Below are 21,441 nucleotides of genomic sequence, written 5' to 3'. Positions count from 1 at the left end.
AAGAGTGATCTGCGTCACCCGGTGTGCTCGGGTCCGATCGTGTCGGACCCGAGCATCGGGTTGTGGAATCGGTGTCGGCTAGCCGAGTTCCTTGCGCAACGTGTCGGCGATGACGGTGAGGGCGTGGTCTTCGGTCATGCGCCAGTGGGTTGCGGCCACCGCGTGATTGTCGACGGTGCCGGTCACCGCCTCGGACCAGGACGACGCACCGGTGGTTCCGGTCGGATCACTGTGGGCCGCGGTGAAATAGGTGAGGGTGCCGTCGAAACGGCGGGGGTGGTAGGCGGCGTCGAGGGCGACCGAGGCTGTCGCCGCGTCGACGATCCGGTCGATGCGGGACGGGTCGGCTGCGGCTTGTGGTGCGGAGAGCTCGAACAGTGTCCGGGCGAGCTGGTGGATGTCGACCGGGTCGGCGAGGTCCACCTGGTCGGTGCCGGCGAATCCGCCGAGCAGGTCGGCGGCGGTCACCGTCGTCGCGACAGCCGTCGAAGCCGACGACAGGGTGCTGTCCAGCATGGCCAGCACCGCGACTTCCTCGCCGTCCTCCTGCAGTTGCACCGCCATGGCGTGCGCGATGACACCGCCCAGGGACCAGCCGAGCAGGTGGTACGGACCTTCGGCCTGCACCGCGCGAATCTCCTTGAGGTAGCGCAGTGCCCATTCCTCGATCGAATCCGGCAGCGGCTCGCTCGAACTCAGCGCCGGTGACTGCAGACCGTACAGCGGGCGGTCGAGGTGGGCTGCGAGGCCGCTGAACGACCAGGCGATACCGCTGATGGGGTGGACGCAGAACAGCGGTGCGCCGGTGCCTTCGGCGCGCAAGGGCAGCAGGACATCGAAAGCCGCATCGATGCCCGCGCTGTCGGCGCCCTCGGCGCGCAATGCCGCCACGATGCCCGCCGGGGTAGGGGTGGTGAAGATCCAGGTGACGGGGACGGTCGCGGCCGTCGCGGCACCCAGCTGGGTCGACAGGCGGGTGGCGCTCAGTGATGTGCCGCCGAGTTCGAAGAAGTGATCGTCCATGCCGACGCGGTCCAGGCGCAAGACGTCGGCGAAGATTGCGGCGACCGTGTGTTCGATGGCCGTGGCCGGGGCCCGATAGGCGCGGGTGGCGAATTCGGGCGCGGGCAGCGCGGCGCGGTCGAGTTTGCCGGTGTGGGACAGGGGGACTTCGTCGAGCACCATGATCGTGGCCGGGATCATGTGGGTGGGCAGTGCCTGGGCCGCCCATCGCGCGAGGCCGTCCACGTCGACCTCGTGGCCGTGCGAGGCCACCACGTAGGACACCAGAACTGTTTCCCCGGCCTGGTTCTCGCGACCGACGGTGACGGCGAAACCGACGTCGGGATGGGAAGCCAGCACCGCGTCGATCTCTGGGAGTTCGATGCGGAAGCCGCGGATCTTGAGCTGGAAGTCGGTGCGGCCGCGGTATTCGAGTTCGCCGTCGGCGCGCCAGGCGGCCAGGTCGCCGGTGCGGTACAGGCGGGTGCCGACGTGGAAAGGATCGGCGACGAAGCGTTCGGCGGTGAGGTCGGGACGGCCCAGGTAACCGGTGGCCAGCTGAGCACCCGCCAGATACAGCTCGCCCGGGACGCCGACGGGGACCGGGCGTAGCCGTGCGTCCAGGACGTAGACCTGGCTGTTCCAGACCGGTGTGCCGATCGCGACGGTGGTCGTGTCGGCGGCGCTCACCCGGTGGCTGGTGATCGAGACCGCGGCCTCGGTCGGCCCGTAGACGTTGAACAGGGCGGTGTTCGGCGCCGCGGTGGCGAATCGGCGCGTCAATGCGACCGGCAGGGTTTCACCGATGGCCAGGACGCGGCGCAGCGACGATGGGAGTTGCTCGGTGACCAGGGTGTCGAGCATCGACGGCACGACGTGCAGAGTTGTCACTTCTTCGCGGCGCATCAGGTCGGCGAGGTAGGCCGGATCCCGGTGGCCGTCGGGCGCGGCGAGGACCAGTCGACCGCCGCAGATCGCCGCGGACCAGAACTCCCAGACCGACAGGTCGAAGGTGGCCGCGGTCTTGAGCAGCACGCTGTCCTGTGCTGTGAGGCCGAATTCGGCTGTCTTCCAGCGCAACTGGTTGACGATCGCGGCGTGGGAGACGGCGACACCCTTCGGGCGCCCCGTCGATCCCGACGTGAAGATCACGTAGGCGGTGTTCGCGGAACGCAAGGGCGCGCGGCGATCACGGTCGGTGATCGAGGCGGGACTGTGTGCGGCGAGGTCCACCTGCTCGACACATCGAACACGGGTTGTCGCGAGGTCGTCGGCCGCGCCGAGCCAGGTGCCGGCATTGGTGAGGACGAGCAGCGGGGCGGCCGTGTCCAGGATGTAGCCGGTGCGCGATCGGGGGTGGTCGGGGTCGATCGGCACGTACACGCCGCCCGCGGCGCTGACCGCGTACATCGCCACGACCAGGTCGATCGATCGCCGCATCGCCAGCGCCACCCGCGTTTCCGGGCCGACGCCCGCGGCGATGAGGTAACGGGCCAGGCGGTTGACCCGGTCGTCGAGGTCGGCGTAGGTCAGCCGGGTGTCGTCGGCGACGAGGGCGAGGGCGTCCGGGGTGCGCGAGACGGTCGCGTCGAACAGCGAGGCGAGGGTCGCGGTCGGATCTGTTCGGCGCGCTGTGTGATTCCAGGTGTCGAGGATCCGGGCTCGTTCGGCGGGGGCGAGCAGGTCGATGGTGTGCAGCGGTGCGCCCGGGTCGGTGACCACCGCGGTGATCAGGCGGGTGAGCCGGGCCAGGAAACCTGCGACTGTGGCCGCGTCGAACAGGTCGGCGGCGTAGGTGCAGTAGCCGGTGATGCCCGCCGGCGAACCCTCGGCGGTGTAGCGGTCGGCCACGATCAGGTGCAGGTCGAACTGGGACAGCTCCCGATCGAGCTCCACCGACGACACGCTCGTGCCGGGCAGGTCCATGCGCACCTCGGCCAGGTTCTGGAACGACAGACCGACCTGGAACAGGGGGTGGCGGGCGGTGGAGCGGGCCGGGTTGAGGACTTCCACCAGCCGTTCGAACGGGATGTCGGCGTGGGCGAAGGCGGCCAGGTCGGTGTCGCGCTGGCGGGTGAGCTGTTCGGCGAAGCTCGCATCCGCGTCGACGCGGGTGCGGAAGACCAGGGTGTTGACGAACATCCCGATCAGGTCGTCGAGGGCGGCCTCGCCGCGGCCGGCGACCGGCGTGCCGATGGCGATGTCGGTGGTGCCCGACAGCTCGGCGAGTACCACCGCGAAGGCGGTGTGCACGGCCATGAACAGGGTCGCGCCGTGGGTACGCGACAGTTCGGCGAGGGCGGTGTGGGTGGCGGTGTCGACGGTGAACGGGACCCGGCCGCCCGCGTAGGACTGGATCGCCGGTCGGGGCCGGTCGCGGGGTAGTTCGAGCTGGTCGGGTAGCCCGGCCAGGGCTTGCTGCCAGTAGGCGAGCTGGGTGGCCGACACCGAGGTGGGATCGGTTTCGTCGCCGAGCAGGGTTTGCTGCCAGATCGCGTAGTCGGCGTACTGCACGGGCAGCGGTGCCCAGGTGGGGCCCTGTCCTTGTGCGCGTGCGGTGTAGGCGATGACGAGGTCGCGGGTGAGGGGTCCGCCGGAGAAGCCGTCACCGGCGATGTGGTGCACGGCCATGGCCAGGACGTAGTCGTCCGGGCCGAGCTCGAACAGGGTGGCACGCAAGGGCACTTCTCGGGTGACATCGAAAACGGTCGAAACCAGTGCTGTCACTGCGGGGGTCAGGCTTTCGTCGACGTCCGGGGCGATCGTGGTGATGTGCAGGCGCGGTACATCCGGGTGGTCCGACGGCAAAACGATCTGGGCTGGTGCCTGGTCGACAGTCGGGTAGACGGTGCGCAGGATCTCGTGGCGTGCGACGAGATCGGTGAAGGCCTGCCGCATCGCGGTGGTGTCGAGTTCGCCGGTCAGGCGGAGCACGACCGGGATGTTGTAGGCGGCGGTCGCGGTATCGAAGCGGTTGAGGAACCACATGCGCTGCTGGGCGGGCGAGAGGGGGATGTGATCAGGTCGTGGGCGCGCCCGCAGGGCGGGTCGGCGGGCCGCGCGGGCCAATCCGGCGATCTCGTGCGCGCACGCGGCGACGGTGGGTGCGGCGAACAGCACGCGCACCGGCACCCGGATGTCGAGTGCGGCACCGATTCGAGCGGTCAGGCGGGTGGCGAGCAGTGAGTTGCCGCCCAGATCGAAGAAATTGTCGTCGGCGCCGACGCGTTCGGCACCGAGCACCTCGGCGAACGCCTCGGCGACGGTTCGTTCCTGCCCGGCCGCGGGCGCACGGTAGGCGCGCGTCGCGAACTCCGGTGCGGGCAGCGCAGTTCGGTCGATCTTTCCGGCGGCCGAGAGCGGGATCCGGTCCAGGACGACGACGGCGGCCGGGACCATGTGCGCGGGCAGCATCGACGCCGACCACCGTGTGATGGCGCCGGGGTCGACCTCGCGGCCTGTCACATACGAGACCAGCACGGTGTCCCCGGCGGGGTTCTGCGTGCCGAGCGTGAGAGCGAAACTCACCTGCGGGTGCCGCAGCAGGACGGCGTCGATCTCACCGGGCTCGATGCGGAAGCCGCGGATCTTGATCTGGAAGTCGGTGCGGCCCAGGTATTCCAGCTCGTAGGTGTCGCCGTGCACCCAGCGGACGAGGTCGCCGGTGCGGTACATGCGTGCGCCGGGTCCGGCCCAGGGGCAGGCGACGAAACGATCCGCGGTGGCGGCGGCGCGGCCACGGTACCCGCGTGCGAGTGCGGGACCCGCGAGATAGAGCTCACCGGTGGCGCCCACCGGCACCGGGTGCAGACGGGCGTCGAGGACCACGGCCCGCATGCCCGGCACGGGGCGACCGATCGTGACGCGGTCCCCGGCACGCAGCGCCGAGTAGGTCGCGCCGATGGTCGCCTCGGTGGGGCCGTAGCCGTTGAGGAAGCTGCGGCCCGGTTGCCACGTGGCCAGCAGTTCGGGGGCGGTGGCTTCGCCGCCGGCGGACACGCACTGCAGGTCGGGCAGGGTGGTCGGGTTCAGCGTGCTCAGCAGGGCGGGGGTGATGATCGTGTGCGTCACCTGTTCGGTGCGCAGCAGGTCGTCGAGGTCGGCGCCACCCAGGGTGTCCGGCGGGGCGATGACCAGGGTGGCGCCGTGGTGGAAGGCCGTGCCGAGTTCCTCGATCGACTGGTCGAAGCTGGGCGAGCAGACGTGCAGCATGTGGTGGTCGTGGCGCAGGCGCATCAGGGCCGCCGAGTGGGTCACGAGGGCGCCGAGTCCCGCATGGGTGACCGAGACGCCCTTGGGTGTGCCGGTGGAGCCGGAGGTGTAGATCACGTAGGCGATGTTGTCGCGGCGCAGGGGTGCTCGGCGGTCGCGGTCGCGTACCGGGGTCGACGAGCGGGCGGCGATACGGGCCCGGGCGGCCGGTTCGTCCAGCGCCAGCCAGCGCAGCGAGCCGGGCAGGCTGTTCGCCCTGGCGGCGACGGTGAGGCCGATGGTGGCGCCGGAGTCGGCGATCATGTGACGGACACGGTCTTCGGGGTAGTTCGGGTCGACGGGGAGGTACACGCCACCCGCTTTGGCGATCGCCCAGAACGCGAGGACCGACTCGTAGGAGCGCGGGATCGCCGAGGCGACGACCGTTTCCGGGCCGATTCCCTCGTCGATGAGGACTCTGGCCAGGCGTGAGGAATCGGCGTCGAGGGTGCCGTAGGTGTAGGTGTTCGCGGTGTCGCGCACGGCGATTCGATGCTGGCCGTAGCCGGTGCCGCGTACGAGCAGCTCGGGCAGGGTGGGGGTGGCAGCCGGGGTCTGGCCGTCACCGAGGTGCGTCAAGAAGGTGTACTCGGCGTGATCGGACAGCGGTAGATCGCCGGCCGGAATCCGTGGATCGGCGGCGACCGCGGTGAGCAGCCGGGCCAGACGCCGCACGAACGTGTCCGCTTCGTGGTCATCGAAAACGGTGCGGGCGAAAGACATCTCGATCGCCGTGCCCGACGCCGTCTCGACCACCGTCACGGTGAGTTCACCGGCTGTCACGGCGTCGTCCCCGGGCAGGGTGTGCCGCGCATCCGAACCCGCTTCGCTCGTCGCCGCCCCGGGGACGGGCAACGAGTTGTCCGATGAGCCGGTGGACCGTACTTCCAGCGACACCTGTCCCAGTGCACGGGGCTCCACGCCGAGCAGCTCGGCGAAGTCCGCGAGCGGAATTCCGGCATGAGCCAGCGCCGACGTCTCGGCCTCGTGCGCCCGCGTGAGCAGATCGAGGAAGGGCTCCGCGAGATCGACGACGGTGCGCAGCACCAGATCAGGGGTGCGGGTTCGGATCACGATGTCATCGGACGCGGTGAGCCGCGCGAGGAGTACGGCCAAGGCTGTGCGGACCAGCGATTGCCGGCTCACGTTCGCGGTGTCGGCGAGTTCATGGAGGGCTCGGTGCACCGTCGTCGGGACGGTCGTCCGGGCACAACCGTGCTCGGCATCGAGGCGACGCTCCGCGTGCCCACTCTGCGCGCGCGAGCGGTCGGGGCGTGCGCCGCCGGCGACCACGTGGTCGGTGGGTAGAGCCAGGCGAGCCGGCAGGTCGGCCAAGGTCTGGCGCCAGTAGCGGGATCGGGTGATCGGGTCGGCGGGGTCGGTGGTGAGCTGTTGGGCGATGCGGACGACAGGCGTGGTCACGGTGGCGACGAGGTTGTCGATCGCTGCGCGGAGACGGTCGGTGAGCGCGCGGGCCGCAGGATCCGAGACGACGTCGCGGCGGTACTTGATCTGCACCTGGGTGCGGGCACCGAGGAAGACCAGGACTGTGATCGGGTAGTGGGTGTGGTCGGCGCCGTGCAGGTCGTCGATGCTCAGGTCGTCGAGCGCGCCGCCTGCCTGTTGGAGGCCTTCGACGTCGACGGGGTAGGACTCGAAAGCGAGCATGGTGTCGAAGAGTTCGCCCAGTCCCGCGACGCGCTGGATCGCGCCGAGGCCGAGATGGTGGTGATCGAGCAGCGAGGCCTGCTCGGCTTGGACGGCGCGGATCAAGTCACCGACGGTGGCGGTGGGGTCGATGCGCACCCGAACCGGGACCGCGTCGACGAACAGCCCGATCATGTCGCCGACGCCGTCGAGCTGGGGCGGGCGCCCGGACACGGTCGCGCCGAACACGACATCCTCGCGCGCGGTGCTCGCGGCGACGACCAGGCCCCAGGCTGTTTGGAACACGGTGTTCGCGGTGACCTCGGCGGCCGCGGCGAAGGCGGTCAGTGCGGAAGTCCGCGCGGCGTCGAGTTCGAACTCGCACAGGCCGTAGCCGTGGCCGGTCGCCGGTGGCCAGGTCAGCTCGGGGGCGATCATCGTCGTCGACACCCCGTCGAGGACCTCCGACCACGCGCGCTCGGCGGCGGTGCGGTCCTGGCGGGTGAGCCAGGCGAGGTAGTCGCGGTAGGGGCGCACCGGCGGCAGCGGGGTCGCGTCGCCGTGGGTGGCGTAGAGGACGAGCAGTTCCTTCATCAGCAGCGGCATGGACCAGCCGTCGAGGAGGATGTGGTGGCCGGTCAGGACGAGGTGGCTGCGCCCGGAACCGGTGGTGTACACCGTGAATCGCAGCAGCGGCGCGATCGTGGGGTCGAACCCTGCCTGTTGATCGGCGGCGAGCAGGGCGGGCAGCTCGGTGTCGGTGGTTGCGACGATCCGCAACGGCGCCTCGACGGCGTCGGCGACGAGCTGAACGGGGGTGCCGTCGGGGGTGGTGACGAAGGCCGAGCGCAGGTTGGCGTGCCGGTTCAGCACCGTCGCGGCCGCGTGGCGAAGCCGGTCGGTGTCGAGCTCGCCGGTCAATTCGGCCATGAGCTGGATGACGTAGGCGTGGACCGACTCATCGAGCATGTCGCCCAGTGCGAGCAACGAGTGCTGCAACGGTGACAGTGGAAGCACATCCGACAGGCCCGGGTGGGTGGTGCGCCAGGTGTCGAGGTCGTTTTGCGAAACCTGTACCAGGGCAACATCGGAGGGGGTCAGCCCACCCGCGCACGGGTGGAGGGTGTGGTCGGCCAGTGCGGTGAGCCAGCTCGTCCAGTCGTCGGCCAGCTCCTGGACCTCGGACTCGGACAGGATGCCGGTGGCGTAGCGGAAGTCCGCCCGCAGCCGCGGCCCGGTGTCGGTGGTGACGGCGATCGCGTTGATGTCGAGAACGGTGTGCGCGGGCAGGGTGGGGTCGTAGTCGACGTCGATGTCACCGAGGTCGGCGGTGGGCAGCCACGCGGTGTCGTCGGTGGGCTGGGCCGCGGTGCTCGCGCGACCCAGGTAGTTGAGGCCGATCTGGCCGACGGTGCCGGACAACCGGTTTCGGGTCCGCGGGTTCCGGCGCAGCACACCGAAGCCGATGCCGTTGTCCGGCACGGCCAGCAGCTGTTCTTTGACGGTGCGCACCGTCGCGGCGAGGGCTTCGTCGTCGAAGACCGTCGGTGTGATCGCCGACAGGTCGAGGGCGACGGGGTAGACGGTGGTGAACCAGCCGACGGTGCGGGTCAGATCCGCGCCGGGGACGGCGTCCTCCTGGCGGCCGTGGCCTTCGAGCCGCAATCGCAGTGTGGGAGCGTCGACACCGCGACGGGCACGCCAGACCCGCACGGCCAAGGCCAAGGCGGCGAGCAGGGGGTGATCGGCGCCTGCCCGGTATTGCGCGGGCAACGTCGTGAGCAGGGGTTCGGTGATCTCGGCGGGGATCTGCACGGTGATCGACCGCATCGTCGCCTCGGTATCGAGGCTGCTGTCGACCGCGCGGGCGCCGAGCAGCGGGTCAGGGGTGGACAGGACCTGTTGCCAGTGGTCGAGTTCGGCGGTGCGGTCGGCGGTGGCCAGGCCGTGCGCCCATCGGCGGAACGACGTTCCGACCGGCGGCAGGGCGATCCGCTGACCTGCGGTGTACTGGGCCCAGGCCACGACCAGGTCGGGGAGCAGGATCCGCCAGGAGACGCCGTCGATGACGTAGTGGTGGGCGGCGACCGCGAGGACATCGCGGCTGTCGTGCCTGCGGATCCAGGTGAAGGCGATCATGCGGGCGGTGGTGGGGTCCAGCGCCGAGAGCGCCGAATCCATGGCGGCCGTGCCGATTCGGGTCAGCTCGTCCGGGGTGATCGCGGTGAACGCGTCGACCTCGGTGATCAGGGCGTCCACGTCGACGGCGTGGGGTGGCAGGACTTCGAACTGCCAATCGTCGCTGTCTCGTCGCAGGCGCGAGCGCAGCATGTCGTGGTGGCGCAGGACCGCGGCGATGACGGCGACCAGAGCCGGGCGGTCGATGTTCTCGGGGAGCGCCAGGACCATGGTCTGGGCGAAACGGTCGCTGGAACCGGTGGTCAGGAACTCGGCAAGGACCGGCGTCAACGCGACATCGCCGATGCCCCCGCCGGGCAGTTCCGCCAGCACGGGCGACTGTGGGCTGTCGAGCGCGGCGATGTCGGACAGCTTTGCCACAGTGCGGTGTTCGAACACGTCACGGGTGGTGAAGACGATGCCCGCGGCGCGGGCCAGTGATACCAGCTGGATCGACAGGATGCTGTCGCCCCCGAGCGCGAAGAACGAATCGTGCACGCCGACGCGCGCTATGCCGAGGACGCGGGCGAACAGCTCGGCCAGCAGAGTTTGTCTCGCACCGATGGGTGCCGCGGTGGGCACGGTCGCGACGACCGGTTCGGGCAGGGCGTTGCGGTCGAGTTTGCCGTTGGAGGTCAGGGGCAGCGCGTCGAGAACCACGATCGCCGACGGCACCGCGTGCGCGGCCAGGCGGTCGGTGGCGTACGCGGTGAGGACGTGGGGGTCGGCGCAACGATCCGGTGCCGCGAGCACATAGGACACCAGCGTGGTCGATCCGGCGGGGCTCCGACGCCCGACGGTCACCGCGAATTCGACATCGGGGTGGCTGACGAGCACGGCATCGATCTCGCCCGGTTCGATCCGGAAACCGCGCACCTTCACCTGGGCGTCGGCACGGCCGAGATAGTCGATGTCGCCGGTGTCGCGCAGACGTACCAGGTCGCCGGTGCGGTACATGCGGGTGCCGGGCGCACCCCACGGGTCGGGGACGAATCGGGCCGAGGTCGTCGTCGGCTGATTGCGGTAGCCGCGCGCCAACGCGCGCCCGCTCAGATAGAGCTCGCCGGTGACACCGCGCGGGACCGGGTTCAGGCGGGCGTCCAGGATCATCGCGTGCGTGCCGTGCACCGGGGCGCCGATCGAGATCGGTTGTCCGGCAGCGAGTTCGGCGTAGGACGAGATGATCGTGGTCTCGGTGGGGCCGTAACCGTTGAGGTAGCGGCGGCCGGGCTGCCATTTCGCGAGAAGTTCCGGGGTGGTCACGTCACCGCCGACGGACAACGATTCCAGTGCGTGCAGACCGGCCGGGTCGAGGGTGCCCAGGACCGCGGGGGTGATGATGGCGTGGGTGACGGACTCGGCGGCCAGCAGATCCGCGAGTTCGATCCCACCCGCGATGTCGGACCCGACGACGACCAGCGTCGCGCCGGTGGTGAACGCGCACAGCCATTCGAGCACGGAGGGGTCGAACCAGGGGGCACAGATGTGCAGGAAGCGGTGCTCGGACTCGAGGCGGTAGCGGCGGACCGCCTCCTCGACCAGCGGTGCCAGACCGGCGTGGGTCACGGTGACGCCCTTGGGCAGACCGGTGGAGCCGGAGGTGTAGATGAGGTAGGCGGGGTGGTCGACGCGCAGGGGTGCGCGGCGGTCGGCGTCGGTGATCGGTGTCGTCGGGTGGGTGGCGGTGACTCGGTCGAGGTCGTCGAGGGTGAGCCAGGTCAGGTCGTCGGGCAGGTCTTCCAGATGCGCGGCGGCGGTGATGCCGAGTATCGCGCCGGAGTCGGTGACCAGGTGCTGGAGGCGATGCGCGGGATTGCGCGGGTCCATCGGCACATACACCCCACCCGCGGCGGCGATGGCGAGCGCGGCCGCGACCATGTCGTAGGACCGGGGAAGGGCAACGGCGACAGCGACTTCGGGGCCGACGCCTTGGGCGATCAGTTCGCGGGCCCACCGGGAGGTCCGCTCGGACAGCTCGCCGTAGGTGATCGAACGGCTCTCGTGCCGGACGGCGATCCGGTCGGGACCCAGCGCGTGGCCACGTGCGATCAGGTCGGGCAACAGTGCGGTGCGGGTGTCGGTGTCGGTGTTGCGCGCGGTGAGAGTCGTTTCCTCCACGGTACTGAGGATCGTGAGGTCACCGACCGCGGTGTGGGGGTGCTCGATCGCGTCGGTGAGCAGCCGAATCAGCCGTTGCGCGAACACTTCGACTGTTGCCTCGTCGAACAGTGCGCTCGCGTAGACGAATTCGGCATTGATGCCGCCGGTCAGGCGGTCGTCGTCGGCACAGCCTGCCGCGACGGCACCTAGCCCGTGGTCATCCTCGGCTCCCGATCGCCGGTGGTCGTCGACGCGGGCGGAACTCTGGGTGCGCAGGGACAGTACGAGGTCGCGTTCCCCGGCGGCCGTCGCGCATTCGTCCGGCACCAGCATGACCCGGACCATTGGCTGCGCGGCGTCAGTGAGAGCCTTAATGCTCTTGTGTGACAATGCGTTTCGCGTGAACGCCCGACGGTGAGCCGTGGTCGCCTCGGCCAGCAGCTCGTCGACGGAAATGGCACCGCGTACCGGTAGTCGCAACACCAGGCGGGCGTCCGGAAACTGTGGGCACAGGGTGTCGATCGCGATGTCGTCGGTGTTGGACAGTCGGGCCAGCAGCACCGCGAAGGCCGTGTGCACGAGGCTGAAGACGGTCGTGCCGCGGGAATCGGCGAAATGCCGCACGCGGTCATGAAGTTCGGCGGGGATCTCGAAGCCGACGCGGGCATCGGCTTGCACGGGGCTCGCGGGGCGGGGGCGATCTGTCGGGAGGTCCAGTTCCGCAGGCAGGTCCGCGAGGACGCGACGCCAGTAGCTCGCCTCCGTGATCGCATCATTGTGCTGGTCGAAAGTGTCCAGGAGCTGCGTGGCGGTCTGGTCGGGTGTGTGGAGGAAGGCGTCGAGGGTGGCGCGGAGGCGGTGCGCGAGAGCGTGCGCGATGCCGGTATCGATCAGGTCCAGGCGGTACTGGAGGCCGACGCGGATCCCCTCGCCCACCTCGACACCCACGGCCACCGGGTAGTGCGTGGCGTTGGCGGCTCGGACATCGACGATCTCGAGGCCGTCGATGGAGCCCTGCGCGCGTCGCATTCCCTCGGTGTCGACGGGGTAGGACTCGTAAGCCATGAGCGTGTCGAACAGCTCGCCCGAGCCCGCGGCCCGCTGGATCTCGGCGAGACCGAGGTGGTGGCCGTCCAGCACGGCGATCTGCTCGGACTGTAGCTGCGACAACATGTTTCGCAGCGGCTCGGACTCGGTGAAACGGACGCGAACGGGGATCGTGTCGGCGAAGAGTCCGACCATGGTGTCGACACCGTCCAGCTGTGGCGGGCGGCCCGAGACCACCGCACCGAACACGACGTCGTCGCGGCCGACCGCACCGGCCAGCACCACACCCCATGCCGCTTGGAACAGGGTGTTGACCGTGACGTCGTTGGCCGCGGCGCAGGCCGCCAGGTCCTCGGCCTCGGCCGGTGACAGCTCGACCGTGCACATCCCGTGGCCCTCGCACGGCTCGGTCGGCGGCGCGACCGCGGTGGTCAGCAGGGTCGGGGTGTGCCCGGTCAACGCCTCGCGCCAGCCGCGCAACGCGGCGGAGCGGTCTCGGCCCGCGAGCCAGGCGAGGTAGTCACGGTAGGGGCGTACCCGCGGCAGCGCCGCCGGGGCGCCGTCGGTGGCGTAGCAGAGCAGTAGTTCCTGCATCAGCAACGGCATCGACCAGCCGTCGACGAGGAGGTGGTGCGCGGTCAACACCAGGTGCATGCCGTCGGCACGGCGGTACAGCGTGAAGCGCAGCAGCGGCGCGGTGGAGAGTTCGAAACCGATCCGCGCCTCGGCGGCCAGGAACTCGTCGGCGTCGGTGAGTTCGGTGTCGATGATCTGCCACGGCACCGCGACACCCTCGGCCACGAAACCGACCGGTGTGCCCGCTGCCGACGATCTGAAGGCCGTGCGCAGAATCGCGTGGCGGTCGAGGACGGTTCGGGCGGCTCGCCGCAGGCGGTCGGTGTCGACCTCGCCGGTCAGCTCGACCGCGAGCTGGACCAGATACGGGTCGGCCGGCGACACCTGGGCGAGGAAGAACAGACCGAGCTGCAGCGGCGCCAAGGGCAGCACATCGGTCAGGTGCGGGCGTTCGCGATGCCAGGTGTCGAGTTCTGCCTGGGTGACCTGGACCAGCGGCACGTCGGCGGGTGAGAGGCCACCGGCCGCCGGATCGCGCAGGTGTTCGGCGAGGATCGTCAGGGCCTCGGTCCAGCTGTCGGCCAGTTCGCGCACCGAGGCCTCGTCGATGATGCCGGAGGCGTAGGAGAACGACGCGCGCAGTGTCAGTCCGGCGTCGGTACCGGTGGCGAGGGCGTTGATGTCGATGACGGCGGCAGCGGGCAGATCGGGGTCTTGTTCGGCGACGGGCTCGCCCCACGCGTCGGTGGGTAGCCAGCTGTGGTCGGAATCGCCGAGATCGCCCGTGGTGATACGTCCCAGATAGTTGAAGCCGACCTGGCCCAGGGGGCCGTCGAGCTGCGGTGCCGATTCCGGGTCCAGATGGCGGAGCATGCCGAAACCGATGCCCTTGTGCGGCACCGCGCGCAGCTGTTCCTTGATGGCCTTGACGACGGCGGCCGTGGCGTCGCCACCGTGCCACGCGGCGTCGGCCTCGACCTCGCTCAGGTCGAGGGCGATCGGATACATGCTGGTGAACCAGCCGACCGTGCGGGTCAGATCGGCGCCGTCGACCGCGGACTGTTCGCGGCCGTGGCCTTCCAGGCGGACGCGGGTCGCGGGTGCGTCGACACCGCGCCGGGCCCGCCACCTGCGCACAGCCATGGCCAGGGCGGCGAGCAGGCCGTCCTCGGCGCCCGCGCGGTACCGGGTTGGTAGGTCGGTCAGGATCGCCTGGGTGATGTCGGCACGAACTTCGACGTTGATGGTTCGCACCGTCGACGCGGTGTCGCGAGAGTCGAGCCGACGATCGCCGAGCAGCGGGTCGGGTACCGACAGGGTCTGGCGCCAGTGGTCGAGTTCCTCGCGCCTGCTCGGCGCCGTCTCGGTCAGGCCGTGCGCCCAGCGACGAAACGACGTGCCGACCGGGGGCAGGACGACACGTCGACCGAACTGGGCCCATGCGGCGACCAGGTCCGACAACAGGATTCGCCACGACACACCGTCGATCGCCGCGTGGTTGGCCGCGACGACCAAACCGTCGGGGCCGTCCGGACGGGCGAGCCACGCGAAGCCGATCATCCGGTACGCCTGCGGATCCAGCGCCGCGAGCACGGAATCCATCGCGGCGTCGGCGATCTCACCGAGCTGGTCGGTGCCCGCCGGGACATCGACGCGCAGGAGCAGCTCGCGCACATCCACCGCGCCCGGCGGCAGGGTGTGCAGCTCCCACTGACCGTCGACCTGCCGCAGACCGGCCCGCAGCATGTCGTGGTGATCGATCACGGCGGTGAGGGTGTCCACGAGGGCGTTTCGGTCGATACCGGCAGGCAGGGCCAGGACCATCTGCTGGGTGAACCGGCCGAACACCCGTCCTGAGGCCAGCGAGGCGGCCAGCACCGGCGTCAACGGCATCACGCCCACACCGCCGCCGGGCAGTTCGGTCAACGTGGGCGCGGACTCGGCACCCAGCACCGCCACCCGTGCCAACCCGGCGACAGTGCGGTGCTCGAACACCGCCTGCGGGGTGAACGAGATGCCGGCATTGCGCGCTCGCGACACGAGCTGGATGGACAGAATGCTGTCACCGCCGGCGGCGAAGAACGAATCCTCGGCACCGATCTGCTCCAGACCCAGGATCTGGGTGAACAATTCGGCGATGGCGGTCTCGACCGGGCCTTCGGGCGCGCGCGACCCCACAGCACCGAAAACCGGTGCGGGCAGGGCGTTGCGGTCGAGTTTGCCGTTGGGGGTCAACGGGATCTCGTCGAGGGTCATCAGGACGGTCGGCACCATATGGGCGGGCAAGGAAGTGCCGACGAAACGGGCTACGTCGTCGGTGTCGATCGTCGTGCCGTGCCGGGCGAGCACATACGACACCAGCACGGTCGCGCCGGAGTCGGCTTTCGTGCCGAGGGTGACCGCGTACTCGATGTCGGGGTGGGCGGTGAGTGCGGCGTCGATCTCGCCGAGCTCGACGCGGAAACCGCGGATCTTGACCTGGAAATCGGAGCGGCCGAGGTATTCGATATCGCCGTCGGCGGTGCGCCGGACCAGGTCGCCGGTCCGGTACATGCGGGAATCGGTGAAAGGTGAGGCGACGAATCGTTCGGCGGTGAGCGCGGGCCTGCCCCGATAACTCTGGGCCAGCGCGGGCCCGAACAGATACAGCTCACCCGCCACGCCCGCGGGAACCGGGCGCAGGCGCGAATCCAGCACTGTCGCACCGACTCCGGCGAATGCCGTGCCGATCGTGATGGGCTGCCCGGGCCGTAGTGCGGTGGTGCCGGTGGCGAGGATGGTGGCCTCGGTCGGGCCGTAGCCGTTGAAGAAGGCACGCTCGTCGGCCCAGCGGTCGACCAGGGTCGGGCCGAAAGCGTCGCCCGCGACGACGACGACACGCAGGGCATCCAGATCGTGGGCGTCGACAGATTCCAGCGCTGCCGGGGTGATCAGCAGGTGGGTCACGCGTTCGCGGCGCAGCAGCTCGGCGAGTTCGGGGCCGCCGAAGACCGTCGACGGTGAGACCACCAGCGTGGCACCGGAGTTGAAGGCCACCAGCAGCTCGAGTACCGAGACGTCGAAGTTCGGCGAGCACACGTGCAGCACGCGGTCGCCTTCGTCGATCGAATAGCGTTCCCGGGCGGCCGCGACCAAGGCACCGAGACCGGTGTGGGTGACGACCACGCCTTTGGGACGGCCGGTCGAACCGGAGGTGTAGATGACATAGGCCGGGTGCTGATCGATCAGCGGACGAACTCGGTCGAGGTAGGAGATCGGGTGGGCGGGGTAGGTGGCGATGCGGTTGTGCTGGGCCGGGTCGTCGATGTCGAGCCAGTCGACCGAATCGCCCAGCATTTGTCGGTGTGCAGTGCCGGTGAGACCGAGGACGGCGCCGGAGTCTTCGAGAAGATAGGCGATCCGCTCGGCGGGTAGCGCCGGATCGACAGGGACATAGGCAGCGCCGGTCTTGGCCACCGCCCACACCGCCGCCACCGACTCGATCGACCGGGTGAATCCGAGCGCGACGACATCGCCGGGTCCGATGCCGCGTGCGATCAGGTCTCTGGCCAGTTGGGACGAGTACTCGTCGAGTTGGGTGTAGGTGAGTTCGCGGCGTGCACCGTCGACGGGGGTGTAGGACACGGCGACGGCATCACCGGCGGTATCGACCGCCGCGGTCAGCAGCTGAGGGAAGAGGGGAGTACTCGACTTTCGGTTGCCTCGACCGCGCGGCGCACGACGAACTTCACGTGGAGAGGTGCGCGCTTCACGCATTCGAGTACAACATCCTTCAGCTAACCGGCCCACAGCTCTGCGATGACCCACGAACCCTGTCGGATTCGGCCTACCGGGGCGGACCAGTGTCGAACAAGCAAGAAGGAGTCGATATCGGGGCGTTCGGCGACCATGACACCACATGTCACGCTGTCACGACCACATGACCGGTTTGTTTATCGACGCCGAGACCGAATCGACCAGAAATTTGTGCGGATGGCACAATGCCGTCGACGGTTTTTGTTCAACGGACGGAAGCGCGCATGGCGGCATACGGATCCCTGGTGTGGGTGGGACAGGCACTGGGCCCGCGCGTCGACGCCATCACCGCCGACCTCATCCGGGTGACCGAGCAGATGATCCCGCTCAACGACGTCGCCGCCGATCTGGCCGAGATGCGCGCCGCCAGCATCGCCGAGAACATCGCCGCCGTGCAGTACGTGCTGGCGAACGGTATCGACCCGGCCACCGCCGGCCCGCCCCCCGGGGCCGCCGCCTATGCCCAACGGCTGGCCCGGCGCGGTGTGCCGCTGACGATCCTGCTGCGCGCCTACGGGCTCGGGCAGTACCGGATCCTCGATGCCGCGATCGGGCTCGTCCTGGCCGTTCCCGGCCCTGACCAGCCCGCCCGGATCGCCGAACTGCTCAAGTTCGCGGGCACCTACCTGGATCGGCTCAATTCGTCGATGGGTCGGATCTACGAGGCGGAACGGGACCGCTGGCTCAGCAGCCGCCAAGCCGCACGCCAGCAATGGATCGCGCGGCTGCTCGACAACGACGACGTCGATGTCGGGGCCGCCCAGGAAGCGCTGGGCTACCGACTCGATCAGTGGCACCACGCGGCCGAAGTGTGGTCGACGGTCACCGGCGCGGAGGCGGTGCGCGCGCTCGAGCAGGCCCGACAGCTGCTGGCCGCGGCGATGGGCACCGGTGGCGCCGAATTGGTCGCCGCGTCGGGAGACCGCGCCATGTGCCTGTGGTTCCCGACCGGGCAACCGTGCGCGGTCGAGGAACTCACCGCCCAGCTCGAGGCTTCCGGCTTGCCGATACGGGTGGCGCTCGGGCCGGTCGGCGAGGGACTGCCGGGCTTCCGGCGCTCGGCCCGCGGCGCGGCACGAGCCAAGGCGCTCGTCGTCTCGGCCGGGGAGACCGCGCCCACCGTCGTCGACTACGACACGATCGCACCCTTCGCGCTGCTGTCCGACGACCCCGACGAGCTGACCGGCCTCGTCCACCGCGTTCTCGGATCGCTGGCAGGCGACAGCGCCAAAGTGGAACTGCTGCGCCACACCCTCGAGGTATTTCTCGCCGAAGGCGCCAGCTACTCGCGCACCGCCCGCGTCCTCGACGTCCACCGCAACACCGTGCAGTACCGCATCCAACAGGTCACCGGTCGCTACGGCATCGCTGTCGACACCGACACCTTCGAACTACGCTTCGCCCTGGGCATCTGCCGCTGGTATCCCCATGTCCTGACCCGGACAATCTGAGCCCAGCTGGTTTGTGCGGGACGCACAGCAGGCCGGGCGCGACCATCGGGTCGGTGACCTGCTCGTCGCCGTACGGCGCGCCACAGCCCGGGGCGAGTGGGAATGGCTCTGACAGTGGCGATCTCGATCGCTGACGTTCATGATGGTCGGAAGCAGGACGAACGAGGTGGGGGAATGAACAAGAAGCTGATCGCCGCTGTCGCGGCGCTGTTCGCGGGTGCCATCGCGGTGACCGGGTGCTCGAGCGACGCCGACGTGGTGTCCAAGAACCTGTCCAAGGAATCGGACCAGTTCAAGATCAACCGTCGCGTGGTCTTCTTCAACGGGATCACCGACAAGTACCTGCTGTCCATCGAGGGCAAATGCTCGATCAAGGACGAGAACAACCAGCTCGAGGTGACGTGCAAGACCGGCGACGAGGAATACAAGAAGCACTTTCTCGGGCTCTCGGACAACGTGAGCTACTTCGTCGAACAGCTCGAGGCCGCCGAGGTGAGTCCCTACCACTACAAGGTCATCTTCAAGCCCGAGGTCATCATTCCCGACGTCGACCGCCCCTGATGGTGGTACACAGACCCGCGGGCGTTCCCGATGAGCGGGAACGCAGGCACCCGGTGACCGAGTTCGGGTCATACGGTGGCGGCCGCGAGACGTAGGAGAGAAAGCGGACGCTCACGGCCATTTCGAGCTCCTTCACGTCTGATCTGTCGATTCGACCGAGGAGCTCGATGTCTGCAACACCGCCGCCCGACGACCTGGCCCGCCACCTCGCACGGTTGGCGGCGATCGAGTCGATCACCGCGCTCAAGCACCGCTATTTCCGTGCCTGCGACGCCAAAGACCCGGTCGGGTTCCGTGACTGTTTCGTCGCGACCGGCTCGGTGCTGGACTACGGCACGCTCGGTACGACCGACGCCGACGGCATGGCCGCGGTCTTCGCCTCGATCGCGCTGCAGCAGGTGGACGGCAAGAACGCGATCCTCGACATGCACCACGGCGTGCACCCCGACATCACCGTGCGCGAGGACGGCACAGCCAGCGGCCGGTGGACGCTGCGCTTTCGCCAGGTCAACCTGATCGAGCGCACCGAAACCGTCGCCACCGGTGAGTACGCCGACGAATACCGGGTGCAGGACGGGCACTGGAAGATCGCGACGTGCACGTTCCACCAGTTGTGGGCGATCACCCGCCCCCTCGATGACGCCACCCGGATCGCGCAGTAGGAGCGGACATGTCGAAGATCGCTCTGGTGACCGGCGCCAGCCGTGGCGTCGGCAAGGGAATCGCGCTGGCACTGGGCGCATCGGGCTGGACGGTGTATCTGACCGGGCGCGGCACCGAAGGTGACGGCGGCCCCCTGGAGGTCGCGGCCGCCGAGGTGAGCGCTCGCGGCGGCGCCGGCATCGCCGTGCGCTGCGACCATCGCGACGACGCGCAGATCGCCGCGGTGTTCACCCGCATCGCCGCCGAACAGGGCGGGCTCGACCTGCTGGTCAACAACGTCTGGGCCAATCCCGACGGTTTCGCCGGATTCAGTGATCCGTTCTGGCGACGGCCCGTCGCCGACTGGGACACCCTGATCGGTGTCGGCCTGCGGGCGCACTACGTGGCCTCGGTCGAAGCGGCACGGCTCATGGTGCCTCGCGGTAGCGGCGTCATCGCCAACATCTCCTCGTTCGGCACCCGCGGCTACCTGCACTCGGTGCTGTACGGAATGTCGAAGGCCGGCCTGGACAAGATGGCGGCCGACATGGCCGTGGAACTGCGCGACACCGGCGTGAGCACGCTGTCGCTGTGGCCCGGCATCGTGCGCACCGAGCAGGTACTGGCGATGGGTGTCGAAGACATCGAGGGGTTCCCGATCGCCGGCGCGGAGACACCGGAATTCGTCGGCCGGGTCGTTCTGGCCCTGGCCACCGATCCACAGGTCGGCACGCGCAGCGGTAGCACGGTGATCACAGCCGAGGCCGCCGTCGACTACGGGATCACCGATCTCGATGGCGGACAACCGGTCTCACATCGCGCGGCGTTCGGTGGCGGCGCGCTCTTCGGCGTCCGTTGAGGCAGGAGCCGTGGCTCCCGCTGTGCGGGAGACCCGCATGTGGCGAAAGACGCGGCGCCGCTAGCTTTCCCCCATGATGCAACTGACTCTTCTCGACGGTGTCACGCTGGTCTTCGGTGGCAGTGGCGGCCTCGGCCGAACCGTCGCCGCGGACTTCGCACGGGCGGGTGGTGACGTGGCGATCTGCTACCGCAGCAAACAATCCGTCGCCGAGACCACCGTGGCCGAATTGCGTGAGCTCGGCGTGCGGGCCAGCGCCCATCAGGTCGATGTCCGCGACGCGGCCGCCGTCGACCGGGTGATCGCGGAGGTGATCGCCGAGCACGGACGGATCCGCACGCTCGTGTGGGGTGCCGGCCCGGTCGTCGACCAGATCACCCTCGCCGACACCGAACCCGACCGCTACCGGCAGTCGATCGAGGTGGAAGCGCTCGGCATGTTCACCGCCGTGCACGCCGTGCTACCGCATCTGCGCGAACACGGCGGCGGCTCGGTGATCCACCTCGGCTCCGCCGGTGATCGGTGGTGGCCCCGGCTCGACGGTCTGTCCGTGCTGCCCAAGGCCGCCAACGAGGCGCTGGTCCGCGGGATCGCGAAAGAGGAAGGTAGGCACAATATCCGCGCCAACTCGGTGCTGGTCGGAGTCATCGAGGCAGGCATGTTCCTCGAACTGAAGGCCGCGGGTGTGGTCGACGCGGCCTGGGAGGCCGAAGCCCGCCGCTTCGTGCCGATGAAGCGATGGGGCACGGCGGCCGACATCGGCGCCGCCTGCGTGTTCCTGGCCTCCGAACAGGCCGGGTACATCACCGGCCAGCAACTGTCGGTCTCCGGCGGTTTCGGCATCTGAACCGATGCGGGCAGACCCGGTCTGCCCGCATTCGGTGGGAGTCAGTCCGCGGAAAAACCGGGCCGGACGATGATCTTCACGTGATCCTGTGGGGTACGCAGGATCGTGAACGCGTCTGCGACACCGTCGAGATCCACGCGCCCCGTATCCCGGCGCGCCCACTGCATTCGTAGGCGATGAGGATTCCGTTCGCGGCCGCACCGACGACGGAGCCGACGTCGGCGACCAGGGCATTCCACACCTCGATGGGATTCCGCTCGGCCGGATCGACGACGATATCGGCGCACCTTTCCCGACACCGACCCGATCCGGCTCGAACAGCGCTGGGCCACCGCACTCATGGTCTTCCTCCAGGCACTGAGCCGGGCCGAGGAATGGAACCACCGCCGCGGCGCGATCCCCAGCGCTGACGACCTGATCCACTTCTTCGACGACCAGGTGACCTACCTGGCAGGCGGTCTGATCCGGCAACTCACCTGAGTCTC

The 21,441-nt window shown here is 69.3% G+C and carries 7 protein-coding genes; 6 read left to right on the top strand and 1 reads right to left on the bottom strand.

Annotated elements, in window-relative coordinates:
• Positions 1-78: 78 nt before the first annotated feature.
• Entirely contained in the window at positions 79-16,557 is a 16,479-nt protein-coding gene (locus ACFTS5_RS09155) for an amino acid adenylation domain-containing protein (RefSeq protein ID WP_378629142.1), read from the bottom strand.
• 263 nt (positions 16,558-16,820) lie between these two features.
• Here ACFTS5_RS09155 and ACFTS5_RS09150 point away from each other — a divergent pair, with 263 nt between their 5' ends.
• The 6 genes from ACFTS5_RS09150 to ACFTS5_RS09125 all read left to right on the top strand — a co-directional run bounded on the left by ACFTS5_RS09150 (position 16,821) and on the right by ACFTS5_RS09125 (position 21,436).
• Positions 16,821-18,047, top strand: coding sequence for a PucR family transcriptional regulator (locus ACFTS5_RS09150; RefSeq protein ID WP_378629139.1), 1,227 nt, complete (start codon positions 16,821-16,823; stop codon positions 18,045-18,047).
• Between the two features lie 174 nt (positions 18,048-18,221).
• Positions 18,222-18,608: a hypothetical protein gene (locus tag ACFTS5_RS09145; RefSeq protein WP_378629137.1), complete on the top strand. Its 387-nt coding sequence runs from the start codon at positions 18,222-18,224 to the stop codon at positions 18,606-18,608.
• A 167-nt stretch (positions 18,609-18,775) separates the two neighbouring features.
• Positions 18,776-19,270 carry a nuclear transport factor 2 family protein gene (locus ACFTS5_RS09140; protein ID WP_378629135.1) on the top strand — a complete coding sequence of 165 codons (495 nt, stop codon included), beginning with the start codon at positions 18,776-18,778 and terminating at the stop codon, positions 19,268-19,270.
• Between the two features lie 8 nt (positions 19,271-19,278).
• Positions 19,279-20,109, top strand: coding sequence for an SDR family NAD(P)-dependent oxidoreductase (locus ACFTS5_RS09135; protein ID WP_378629132.1), 831 nt, complete (start codon positions 19,279-19,281; stop codon positions 20,107-20,109).
• Between the two features lie 73 nt (positions 20,110-20,182).
• A complete protein-coding gene (locus ACFTS5_RS09130) occupies positions 20,183-20,956 on the top strand; it encodes an SDR family NAD(P)-dependent oxidoreductase (protein WP_378629131.1) in 774 nt (257 codons plus the stop codon).
• Positions 20,957-21,295: 339 nt separating this feature from the next.
• Entirely contained in the window at positions 21,296-21,436 is a 141-nt protein-coding gene (locus ACFTS5_RS09125) for a hypothetical protein (RefSeq protein ID WP_378629129.1), read from the top strand.
• Positions 21,437-21,441 lie beyond the last annotated feature (5 nt).

Origin of the sequence: Nocardia sp. NPDC056952, from assembly GCF_042674185.1 — a bacterium.
Classification (GTDB): Bacteria; Actinomycetota; Actinomycetes; order Mycobacteriales; family Mycobacteriaceae; genus Nocardia.
Note: the sequence above shows the minus strand (reverse complement) of the source record. Positions and strands in the feature narration are given on the sequence as shown.

What these genes read in the sequence shown, in the direction of transcription:
- ACFTS5_RS09155 (WP_378629142.1), bottom strand. Translation starts at nt 16,557, where the DNA reads ATGCGTGAAGCGCGCACCTCTCCACGTGAAGTTCGTCGTGCGCCGCGC.
- ACFTS5_RS09150 (WP_378629139.1), top strand. Translation starts at nt 16,821, where the DNA reads ATGGCGGCATACGGATCCCTGGTGTGGGTGGGACAGGCACTGGGCCCG.
- ACFTS5_RS09145 (WP_378629137.1), top strand. Translation starts at nt 18,222, where the DNA reads ATGAACAAGAAGCTGATCGCCGCTGTCGCGGCGCTGTTCGCGGGTGCC.
- ACFTS5_RS09140 (WP_378629135.1), top strand. Translation starts at nt 18,776, where the DNA reads ATGTCTGCAACACCGCCGCCCGACGACCTGGCCCGCCACCTCGCACGG.
- ACFTS5_RS09135 (WP_378629132.1), top strand. Translation starts at nt 19,279, where the DNA reads ATGTCGAAGATCGCTCTGGTGACCGGCGCCAGCCGTGGCGTCGGCAAG.
- ACFTS5_RS09130 (WP_378629131.1), top strand. Translation starts at nt 20,183, where the DNA reads ATGATGCAACTGACTCTTCTCGACGGTGTCACGCTGGTCTTCGGTGGC.
- ACFTS5_RS09125 (WP_378629129.1), top strand. Translation starts at nt 21,296, where the DNA reads ATGGTCTTCCTCCAGGCACTGAGCCGGGCCGAGGAATGGAACCACCGC.